The organism is Nostoc sp. 2RC (assembly GCF_014222165.1).
Lineage (GTDB): Bacteria > Cyanobacteriota > Cyanobacteriia > Cyanobacteriales > Nostocaceae > Nostoc > Nostoc linckia.
This window is the reverse complement of record NZ_JACKZU010000034.1, coordinates 24,707-34,376: the sequence shown is the minus strand read 5'-3', so window position 1 is coordinate 34,376 and position 9,670 is coordinate 24,707. Positions and strand designations below refer to the sequence as shown.

Annotated in this window: 10 protein-coding genes; 6 read left to right on the top strand and 4 right to left on the bottom strand. The window is 40.7% G+C overall.

Translation table 11 applies throughout. From position 1 onward, the window contains the following. The 6 genes from GNE10_RS06405 to GNE10_RS06380 all read left to right on the top strand — a co-directional run. A partial coding sequence (locus GNE10_RS06405) for a hypothetical protein (protein ID WP_221642748.1) occupies nucleotides 1-1,136 on the top strand: 1,136 nt, incomplete at its 5' end. Continuing rightward, nucleotides 1,136-1,960, top strand: a complete 825-nt coding sequence (locus GNE10_RS06400) for a hypothetical protein (protein ID WP_260446813.1) — start codon at nucleotides 1,136-1,138, stop codon at nucleotides 1,958-1,960. The genes GNE10_RS06405 and GNE10_RS06400, both read left to right, overlap by 1 nt. A 120-nt stretch (nucleotides 1,961-2,080) precedes the next feature. Continuing rightward, on the top strand, nucleotides 2,081-2,668 hold the full coding sequence (locus GNE10_RS06395) for a hypothetical protein (RefSeq protein ID WP_185564148.1): 588 nt from the start codon (nucleotides 2,081-2,083) through the stop codon (nucleotides 2,666-2,668). Continuing rightward, nucleotides 2,668-2,913 (top strand): hypothetical protein, encoded by a 246-nt coding sequence (locus tag GNE10_RS06390; protein ID WP_185564147.1) that lies wholly within the window; start codon nucleotides 2,668-2,670, stop codon nucleotides 2,911-2,913. The genes GNE10_RS06395 and GNE10_RS06390 overlap by 1 nt, the downstream gene beginning before the upstream one ends. Then, nucleotides 2,910-3,398 carry a hypothetical protein gene (locus tag GNE10_RS06385; protein WP_185564146.1) on the top strand — a complete coding sequence of 163 codons (489 nt, stop codon included), beginning with the start codon at nucleotides 2,910-2,912 and terminating at the stop codon, nucleotides 3,396-3,398. Before GNE10_RS06390 ends, GNE10_RS06385 begins: the two co-directional genes overlap by 4 nt. Then, a complete protein-coding gene (locus GNE10_RS06380) occupies nucleotides 3,399-3,830 on the top strand; it encodes a hypothetical protein (RefSeq protein ID WP_185564145.1) in 432 nt (143 codons plus the stop codon). It begins immediately after the preceding gene. A gap of 272 nt (nucleotides 3,831-4,102) precedes the next feature. Here GNE10_RS06380 and GNE10_RS06375 read toward each other — a convergent pair whose 3' ends face one another. The 4 genes from GNE10_RS06375 to surE all read right to left on the bottom strand — a co-directional run bounded on the left by GNE10_RS06375 (nucleotide 4,103) and on the right by surE (nucleotide 9,645). After that, nucleotides 4,103-6,013, bottom strand: coding sequence for an iron uptake porin (locus GNE10_RS06375; RefSeq protein WP_260446812.1), 1,911 nt, complete (start codon nucleotides 6,011-6,013; stop codon nucleotides 4,103-4,105). Between the two features lie 493 nt (nucleotides 6,014-6,506). Next, nucleotides 6,507-7,664: an MFS transporter gene (locus tag GNE10_RS06370; protein WP_185564144.1), complete on the bottom strand. Its 1,158-nt coding sequence runs from the start codon at nucleotides 7,662-7,664 to the stop codon at nucleotides 6,507-6,509. Nucleotides 7,665-7,807: 143 nt separating this feature from the next. Beyond that, nucleotides 7,808-8,416, bottom strand: coding sequence for an FMN-dependent NADH-azoreductase (locus GNE10_RS06365; RefSeq protein WP_185564150.1), 609 nt, complete (start codon nucleotides 8,414-8,416; stop codon nucleotides 7,808-7,810). Between the two features lie 512 nt (nucleotides 8,417-8,928). Continuing rightward, nucleotides 8,929-9,645, bottom strand: a complete 717-nt coding sequence (surE, locus tag GNE10_RS06360) for a 5'/3'-nucleotidase SurE (protein WP_185564143.1) — start codon at nucleotides 9,643-9,645, stop codon at nucleotides 8,929-8,931. Nucleotides 9,646-9,670 lie beyond the last annotated feature (25 nt).

The following is a 9,670-nucleotide window of genomic DNA, read 5'->3' as shown; positions in this document are numbered from 1 at the left end:
ACGTACAACAAATCAACAAGGATATTAACACCACGAAATCAGATATTACAAAAATCGATACCAAACTGAAGGAACAAACAAAAGTGAATGAGCAGGCGCTACCAAAGTTAGACCAGATACTTGATAAACTTCCTTTCATTCCTGCCTTAGCAGCAGCAGCAATCAGACCGGATATTCCAACGATTCCACAAATTGAACAAGCAGCCGCAACAGGCACTTGTAGAACAACACAACCAGGTGGCTGTATGCGGAGGGCATTAGATGATAATGCTACTAATATCACCAATAACAACAATACTAATGCAGCAAATATTTTAGACGCTGTAAATACTGGTGCGAACGCTGCGTTACTAGCAGGTCAGCAGACAATATTACAGCGGCTTGGTGACCAATTACCGGGGGGAATTGGGGGCAAATTATCACGATTCACTCAATGGTTACAGCTTGATAGAGCGTTAAATATTTTGATTTTTGCGGCAACGATCCACAATGCGTTAATGCTCTCAAATGACATAGGACAAACTTTAATTGGAGCAATTAACAATGTCCTTCAACTAATCGGCTTAAAAGGGGATGATGGAGAATCCTTTGACATCGGTTCTGTAATCAGTAGTTCGATTGAAAATTTAATCAAAAATGCAATAGGCACTGAAAATTATCAAGCGCTTACAACAGCCTGGTCTAAGGCTAACCGAATATATCAGGCGACTACAAACGTTCTTAATAGCTTTCAAAACCTAACTTCAACTGTTCTTAATGGACTGGAGTTGGTAGCAGGTCAAACAGGTAAAATCGGTAACGCATTAAGAGCAAGCGGGGAAGTTTTAGAATCCGCTTACCAGTGGATGAACCCACAGCCAAAAATCAACCGTGTTACTAACTTTTTAGAAAATCTACAAAACGGTGCATCAACTATTCAACAGGTTACTCAAGTGCCTCTAGATGTAATTAATGCTGTCACCGAATTGCAGACAGCTAACACAGAATTTATTAAAGCAATCAAAGAAGATGACAAGCCAGAAAACAAGGGTGCTGATGTTGAGCAACCTGCAAAATTAGCAGAAGATAAAGCAACAGCAAAAATTGCTTCTAAAGGACTCGAACTATTAGATATTGATTTGGAGGCTGATGACTAATGCCATTACCACCTGATTTTAATCACTGGGAACACCTCCAAGATATGCTGAGGCTTTATCACAACAAACTGGTTCGACAATACTTCAAAAATCAACCAGACAATGATATTTCAAGCCGTAAACCAGCCCTGAAACAAGCTTGTCTAATTGATGATGCTGATACTGTAGCCATGACTCAATTACGGTTGTGGTTATTTGAAATCACTGTAGGGCACGCTCAAAGTTTGCAAACTCCTGTTTACGGTATTCCTGTTCAAGAGTTGCAAAGGGAATCTAAATTTAGACCTCAAATAAAACTTTACTTCAAAGAAAAATACGACTTTGAAAAACACGGTGATGGCACAGAGCAAGTACGCGGCGAAATCGGATTCAGGATTATGAATAAAACTGCCGATACAATATCAAGGGCGGATGCTGTTGACTATGCCCGTGAAATCAAAAATGAATTTGCTACACCTCCACTGATTTGGAAGAAAGGTAAATACAAATGCACATATCTGGACTTGGATAACGGTTTTGATTTACGTTTATTGTGTGTATCTAAGTCTGAAGGTCAATCTACAGTCCAATCAGTTTTGAAGATTTTAGATAAACCTTACAGTGATAATAATTTCCAATTCATAGAAAATACTAAAGAATTTCCCGCCAACCCAGGCACGCACCGAGTATATGGCAGACAAGTTAAAAAATTCAGACAAAGACCAACTGCTGACGTAATATTTACACACGGGCAGCTACTCATCCCTGGGCAGGTCAAACCTGTAAATCTAGTCGGGCTTAACGGACGACTCAAGAGCGCTATTGAAAATGTCACGGCGTTTTGAGGCTTCTATTTATTTTTAATTCTTTTTCGGAAAGTTAACTTGTCACTGGTTTAATTCTTGCTCAAACAGGGTGCTAGTTTGGGTTGAGTTCAGTAGTGACTTTGTAGGAATTAAGACCAGATGGGTAGATATGGTGATATTCGGCGAGCAAAAGAGTTGACTGAGGCTCTAACCAAGCTACGCGAGTGGGAAGACAAGACTGTAAAAGAAAAGAGAGCTTTATATAAAGCACAACGCGGTAACTCAGTAAGAGTCAAAGTTATCCGCACTAAGGGGTATGTTGAATCCTTCGCCCTGGCTGGACGTATATATTTACCAGTAAAACTGCTTGCAGAAACCCAAACGGGAAGCAATCAAACCACAATAGCAAATATGGTTCGTAATGCAGTAGAAACAGACGGTAGGACTCTTGCGGTAGATTTTACCTTGCCTACTGGTGGGGTTTTACTTGATGGTTTAAGCGGCTATCGTCCGGCACGGCTCTCTGTAACTGACCGTGGCGCGGAAGTAACTGATAACGCTTCACGTATCACGGATCTTGAATACAAGCGGTATGACAATAAGAGTGTTTCATCTCCTTTTGGCTCGAAAAACACAGGTGGTGAAACTTATGCCGAAGCTGTAACCGCAATAAATGATATTTCCGCTATTAAAACCTTTTTACAAAAAGAAGGGAATCGAGTTTCGTTCATTCCAGAAGTTATCTGATGACCAACGTTATTTCATTACCTGAAGATTACCGTGATTTGTTGATGGTATCGGCTGGTGATTCGAGAGGTTTTAATGGGATGATTACCATCAACCAAGCCTCTGCTAATTGGCTAGCAGGAAAGTTAGATACAGGCACTTACTTCGATACCCTTGACCACTTTGGCATAGATCCACTTGGCTTTATCCGTCCGGTTGAAGAATTAGCTTTTGGTGGAATCATCACTGAAGAACTTTGGCTATGAGGCAGTTGCAGCTAGGAAACTCTAATAATTGGGAAGTAATTTACAACCAAAGTATTTCAGCTGTACAAATACCAATACAAGGGGGTGGTTATAAAATCATCCCCATTCCAGAAATATCTATTCCTGTTTTATTAGATGTTTTTGTGTTGGCGGTTTCGATTTCTACAAATGTACCAGAGGGTAGAAACTGGAAATTTGCAGGGAATTTGAGGCAACAGGTTAGTACAGGAATAGTCTTTGGTGGTTCTCAAGATGCCAGCTTCAACAGACGATACGCGTTATTTTTAGACAAGATAAATCTGCTACTTTTAACGCCAATATCTGTTGATTACAGCATATTTATCAAGGTTCCTGACTGGTTCGAGGATGCATTTGTCATTGTGTGGCGCTACACGGGGACTGATACCGATTCGATTGAAGATTCAGTTAATCAAATTAAAAATATAGACTTACCTAGAATTGAAGCGAAAGTTGATGCTCTTTAAATGACTACCACTTCTTCAACAATAGCTGCTAATACACCTGCTAATACACCAGGAATTACCCTAACACTCGAAAGTACTGGTGTGTTTCTTGGAATTTTAGTTAGTGTTTCTGCTTTGGCTGGTGTTGCCATCAGAATCATTAGCAAGATGAATAGTATTTCCGCTTCCATTAGCCAAATTGAAATAGCCCTCAAAGAGCAATCTGCAAATGCTGAAAAGATTCGCCAGCTAGAGAAAGCTTTTGATTTACATATTCAAGAATATATAAATCGAAAAGATGTAGTACAAATGCTTTTAGGGCAGTTGGATCAAAAAATTAATCATAAGTTCAAGCGCCTTCTCTTTTACACCAGGGACGTGCAGCGATTCCTACAAAGGGATACTAACTTCAAAATGCGCGAGTACGAGGAAACCACCCAGCAAGATGAATAACTCACTGGGGATTCACTCTAGCAATTTTGGTGAGTGGGGAGTGCAAGAAATCAGAAAGTAGCAAGGATAATGTAAGTCAACAAATTATTTTATCTGTCAGTACTGACGCAAAAATCACCTAATTTTGTCATCACGAGCGATAGCGTAGTTTATTCTTTTTATGGAGAAAAATACTCGGTAAAAACCCCTTCGTGACAGTTCAGGTGCTAAATATGTATACTATCGCGATAGTCACACAAGAGGGTTATATTGCAGCTTAAATGCTGATGAGCTTAGAAGGAAAAGACAGTTCGGAGCGTACCTGTAATAATCGTACCGTTGTCTTCTTGATTAGCAGGATTGACAATGGCCTGTACTACTGGCGTGATTCGGATACTGTCGCTAACTGGAAAGTTGTAAAATGCCTCAATATTAGTTTGAGTAGCATTACCAAGTTCATTAGCAATGAACGGCTGACCAACAGCAATACCGCTTTTAGCACCAGGTACAAACAGATCCGGAAAAGCAATTCCCGCCATCCAATAACTAGGGTTGATGTCACCAAAAGCTGTATTTTTATAGTTGCCATAGCCATAGCGTCCAAAAACAGCAACTCGCTCTGAAAGCCTTAGTTCTAAATTTGCCCCCAAGACCTCAAATTGCCCATTCAGTACACTGCCGCCAGTATACTGGAGACGTAATTTAAAGGCATTAGAAGGAGCGTATTCTAGCTCTACTACACCTTGATAGGGGTCTTGGAACAATCCGCGATCGCTGCGAGCATCGGGGTAGAGGATGTATCCCAGTGGAAAAATGCCAGGAACAAAGGAGGAATTAGAGGAGGTTGGTTCATTCGCAGTTGAAGCCACATAAGCAGCCCGTAGCGTAAACGGACTATCACCAGGATTCCAAGTAATAGCAGCACCACCTCCCAAGCCTTGAACTGGCAAAAGAATATAGTTGTTAATTAATGCTTGAGTTGAAAAATCTGAAAAACTGACGTTGGCGTAACTATTTGAGTCTACGTAGTCAGTCAGAGCAATCAAAGGCCCAAAAGAGACCTTAACGTCTTTCAACGGAGAGAATGTATAGTGGAGACGGGAAAGCCCAAATTGTTCCACTGGAGGTTTTGCTGAGTAGTCTAAAACGCTACCAAAAGAAGGTTCCAAGAATCCAGCCGCATTATCATCTGGGCCATTACTACCTATTTCCATCCAAATTGTCAGTAAATCAGTACCACTAAAACTTGTGGTCAAATCTAAGGTGGCTCGGTAAAGCAAGGTAGCATTGGGGTTTTCTGTGGTAATCTCTCTACCCGTCACATCAATGATGCGATCGCCACTAAAGCCTCCCCCAGTCAATGCAAGAACAACTAAACCTGTGAGTTTGGTGGTTGTAGAAAATTGGTTTGCTTCCAAAAAAGAAGTATGAGCTTCCAATTTGTCTACGCGACCCTGTAGCGTGGATAATTCAGCAGCAAATTCTATCTGGAGTCGTTGCAATATAACTAAGTCATCTTGGGATACTGATGACATTGTTCCTTGTGCAACTAGCTCATTGACTCGCTCTAAACAAGCATTTAAGGCTGCTGCAAATTCATAACGAGTCATTGCTTTGTTACCCCGGAATGTATTATCCGGGTAACCTGCAATTACACCATAACGCTCGATTAAAGACTGAAGCGCACCGAAAGCCCAGTCCGAGGGCTGGACATCTTTTAGCTGACTCACCGAGGTAACTTGCCCTTCTAAAATAGGTGTTAGCTGCTGGCTAATGTCTTCTCTTGTCTGAACGCTTGTAGTGGGGAAATCAAAGGGTGCAGAAATAACTTCTTTTGATATGTGTATAGAATCTCCCCCTGCTATACTTCTTTGTCTGCTTGCTAATAGTTTTCGGGTATGAATATGAAGTTCATTATCTCTATCTTCAGAGCAAAATGTACCCATATTTTTTAATTTACAAATTGCTGCTTTTTCTACTTCAAAAAGCTCTCTCTGCTGGACTTTTTCCAAAGTATTCCCTGTTTTCAATGCAGTAGGTAATATCTCTTGTTGTAACTCTATATCAGTAGTCAAAAAACTTTCCAAAGCTGTTTTTTTAGATATTTCTGCTACGACTAAATTGGAATTATCCACAGCAATTAGACAAAGAAAACTCAAAGTACCAACAAGATAAAAATTAGGAAAATAATGCCACAAATTCATTTTAAATATCTCTATTTTTAACTTTGGATAACAAGATGATTTAGGAACAGCAGAGAGTATTTGTTAAGTACACAAAGAAAGATATAAAAAAGATAGTCATCTGTGAGGTGACACAAAACAATATCAAGAGTATTGTATCAAGCTAGAAGTACTCATACCAATTTAATGTAAAGCTGCACTAAATTAGTAACTCTCTATTCTTGGCGCTCTTGGCGTACTTGGCGGTAGCCTCTGTCTTGCCGCTTTGCGTCTACGTTTAATTTCTGTGCATCTTCATACAGAATTGGTATCAGAGTTTATGTTTCAATTTAAACACAGTTAATTAGTAGGGGACTTTCAGGACTTTAAACAAAAGAATTATGACTATTTTGATGCACGTACTTGTATCATTGTAATTTTAATAGATGACTTGATTAGTAATAGTTAGTAAAAATATAATCAAATATTTTTAGCTTTATCAGCCGTAAACTTAAATAATCAAGTAGTGCATTGGTTACGTTTTTTGACGCTGTTCTCTAATAATAAACAGACCGATCAAAGCGACAATTAGCATCAATAATCCGGTAGCACAAACTCCATTCCACTGCCAGATATTCCAGCCATAAGTGCTAAGAAAAGACCCAAGTGCGCCGCCTACAAAATAGAAAGTGATAAACAGAGCGTTTAAACGGCTGTGAGCTTCTTCAGGCAAACTATAGATTAGCGCTTGGTTAGACACTGTAGTTACTTGCACCCCCAAGTCCAACAAGATTACTCCAACAATTAGTCCCCACAATTGGTATCCAAACAACCAAAACACTAAGAAAGAAAAAGCAGTCGCAATCAGACCAATGGCCACAGCCAGCCTCGGACTTCTCTTGTCTGCAAGTCTACCAGCCATTGGAGCTGCGGCAGCTCCAACCACTCCAATCAAACCGAACAATCCAGCTATATCGCTACCATAGTTATAGGGTGGCTGTTCTAAGAAAAATACAAGAGTGCTCCAGAAAACGCTAAACGATCCAAAAGCCATCGCTCCAGTTAGTGAAGCTTTTTGCAAGACAGGTTCTCGAAGCAACTTCAACATAGAGTGCATCAATTGTTGATAGGACATGATTACTGCTGGCTGACTCTTGGGTAACAAGCAAAATAGAGCAATTGCTAAGACCAGCATAAATCCACTTGCAATCCAATACATCGCCCGCCAGCCAAACTCTGCACCGACAAATCCACTCACAGTCCGAGCTAAAAGAATTCCGATTAACAGTCCACTCATGACTGTGCCCACGACCTTACCTCTGACTTGTGGTGGTGCAAGTAGAGCCGCAAAGGGAACTGTGATTTGAGGCACGATGGTTGTTGTACCAATGAGCAAACTGGCGACAATTAACCAGGTAATATTCGGGGAAAGGGCAGCTATACCCAAAGCCAGAGCAGTTGCCGTTAGCATGGTGACAATCAATCGCCGCCGTTCCAACAGGTCTCCCAACGGGACAATCAAGAGATTCCCTAACGCATAGCCAATTTGACTCAAGGTTGGGATAAGACCTGTATCCTGAACAGACGCATCAAGACTTTGGGCGATCGCTGCCAAGAGCGGTTGATTGTAATACATATTGGCGGCAGCAGCTCCGCTGGTAATTGCCATTAGCCAAACGATGTTGCGTTTCATAGCGATTACATAATAGACAAATGGATCTGAGGTAACTACAAGGAATGTAGAAAAATTTAAAACTCAGCTTACCTACTTAGATGAGGACTGAAGAATAGTTGATTGTAAATCGCATAGATCGCAACCATTCTAAGTTAATGGGTTTACCAAGTAGTAACTAATTGTTGAATTGCTGTAGAAGCCGCTGCTAAAGACTGTTGTCGTTCTTCAGCCCCCATTGATAAATTCTCTGCATGGATAAACGTAATATCCGTGATGCCGATAAATTCAAAAACTGCTCGTAAGTAGGGTTCTTGAAAATCCAGGGGCCCACCTGAGTAACTACCACCTCGTGTTGTAATCACCAGCACTTTCTTATCTTTCACTAAACCTGAATAGCCATCTGCACCCACTACAAACGTCCGTTTTACTCGCACGATTTGATCGATGTATGCCTTGAAATTAGCAGGAACGCTATAGTTATACATTGGAATGCCAAAGATATAGAGATCCGCAGCCAGAAGTTCATCAATCAACTCATTAGAAATATTCAGTGCTGCTGCTAACTCAGAAGTGATCTGATCCAAGGAACTAAATGCTCCAGCAATCCAAGATTCATCAATGGGTGGAACTGGGTATCGTCCTAAATCGCGGTAAGTAATCGTATCACTATGATGGATTTGTTTCCATGCCGTAATGAATTCTTTAGTTAAGGAACGAGAGATAGAGCGATCGCCCCTCGGACTAGAATCAATATGCAAAATATGTGTCATTTGAGTTCCTAGAGAATTGTGCAAATCTAAACCGCTATAAGGTTCTGATAAATCTGACATTGACAGGCGGCTGAGTGCTTTTATTTTCTAAAGAAAAAACTTTATAAATTAGTATACACATGCCAGCTTGACTTTGTAAAGACTTTTCTTGAGTTTCTCAAGATCGACATAAAGTTCTAGATTGTGTTGCTAAAACTTCCTGAAAATAGACCATCTGAGTTATTCAAATCATATTTATGAAGAAAAGAATTGAATATTTGTCTGAAAGAGTAGATACTTTCAGTGTCCAAGTAGAAGAACAGACAAAGCATATAAGCTAATAAGTAGGCCGATGTAAATAATTATTGTTGAGATAAGGCAGGGGGCAGGGAGCAGGGAGCAGGGGGAGAAAGAGTTTGAGCCTTATTTACTTTTCTTTACATAGTTTAGTTTTATTTCACCGACTTACTTAATCATTTAAATTGCATCCCCGCATCTTCCTAAGGCTAGGAATTATGCAACTTAAAGGCACATTAGCTTACACAATTTTTGGGACTCTGTGATTCAGCACAGACTCTTAACTGAGTTATAGCAATGTTGCCTGAAAAACATACATCGACATCACTACCAAGAGTGCGATCGCGCTTGCTATACTCTCCCACATAATAAAAGTCATCACCCTGAATACGGTAGTTGACAGGTAAGGGTTTATTACACGGTTGGCAAAACACAACTTCTGGTTCCGGTTCTCCTGGTAGCAAATGCGGCAGATTCACATTCCAAAAAGTTCCTGGTTCTAGGGGAGTGGTGAGTAAGTCAGCTATAATCCCAGTAGTCAAACGTGCGGCGAGATCCCAATCATAACTAAGCTGACCTTTGTGATACTGGGAAATGGCAATTCCGGGAATGCCAAGGATTGCTGCTTCCCTGACAGCAGCGACGGTTCCGGAAATATAAGCATCAACTCCCAGATTGCCACCAGCGTTGATTCCAGAGAGCACAAATTTGACATTTTTGCAAATATATGTGGTTGCAATTCTAACGCAATCGGCGGGAGTGCCTGCGATGGCATACTCCTTATCTGAACGACGCAGCACTTGAATCGGTCGAGTAGTAGTGACCTGATGACCACATCCCGATTGATGGTCTTGGGGAGCCACGATAATGACGTTGTTACCGTTTACACTTTTGAGGAGCGATTTGATTCCGGGAGCATCGATGCCGTCGTCATTGGTAAGGATTAGGGTCATATATCTTTGTTATAGGAAAGGCTTG

Bases quoted from the DNA above. Each gene is read 5' to 3' on its own strand.
- GNE10_RS06400 (WP_260446813.1), top strand. From the start codon at position 1,136: ATGCCATTACCACCTGATTTTAATCACTGGGAACACCTCCAAGATATG.
- GNE10_RS06395 (WP_185564148.1), top strand. From the start codon at position 2,081: ATGGGTAGATATGGTGATATTCGGCGAGCAAAAGAGTTGACTGAGGCT.
- GNE10_RS06390 (WP_185564147.1), top strand. From the start codon at position 2,668: ATGACCAACGTTATTTCATTACCTGAAGATTACCGTGATTTGTTGATG.
- GNE10_RS06385 (WP_185564146.1), top strand. From the start codon at position 2,910: ATGAGGCAGTTGCAGCTAGGAAACTCTAATAATTGGGAAGTAATTTAC.
- GNE10_RS06380 (WP_185564145.1), top strand. From the start codon at position 3,399: ATGACTACCACTTCTTCAACAATAGCTGCTAATACACCTGCTAATACA.
- GNE10_RS06375 (WP_260446812.1), bottom strand. From the start codon at position 6,013: ATGAATTTGTGGCATTATTTTCCTAATTTTTATCTTGTTGGTACTTTG.
- GNE10_RS06370 (WP_185564144.1), bottom strand. From the start codon at position 7,664: ATGAAACGCAACATCGTTTGGCTAATGGCAATTACCAGCGGAGCTGCT.
- GNE10_RS06365 (WP_185564150.1), bottom strand. From the start codon at position 8,416: ATGACACATATTTTGCATATTGATTCTAGTCCGAGGGGCGATCGCTCT.
- surE (WP_185564143.1), bottom strand. From the start codon at position 9,645: ATGACCCTAATCCTTACCAATGACGACGGCATCGATGCTCCCGGAATC.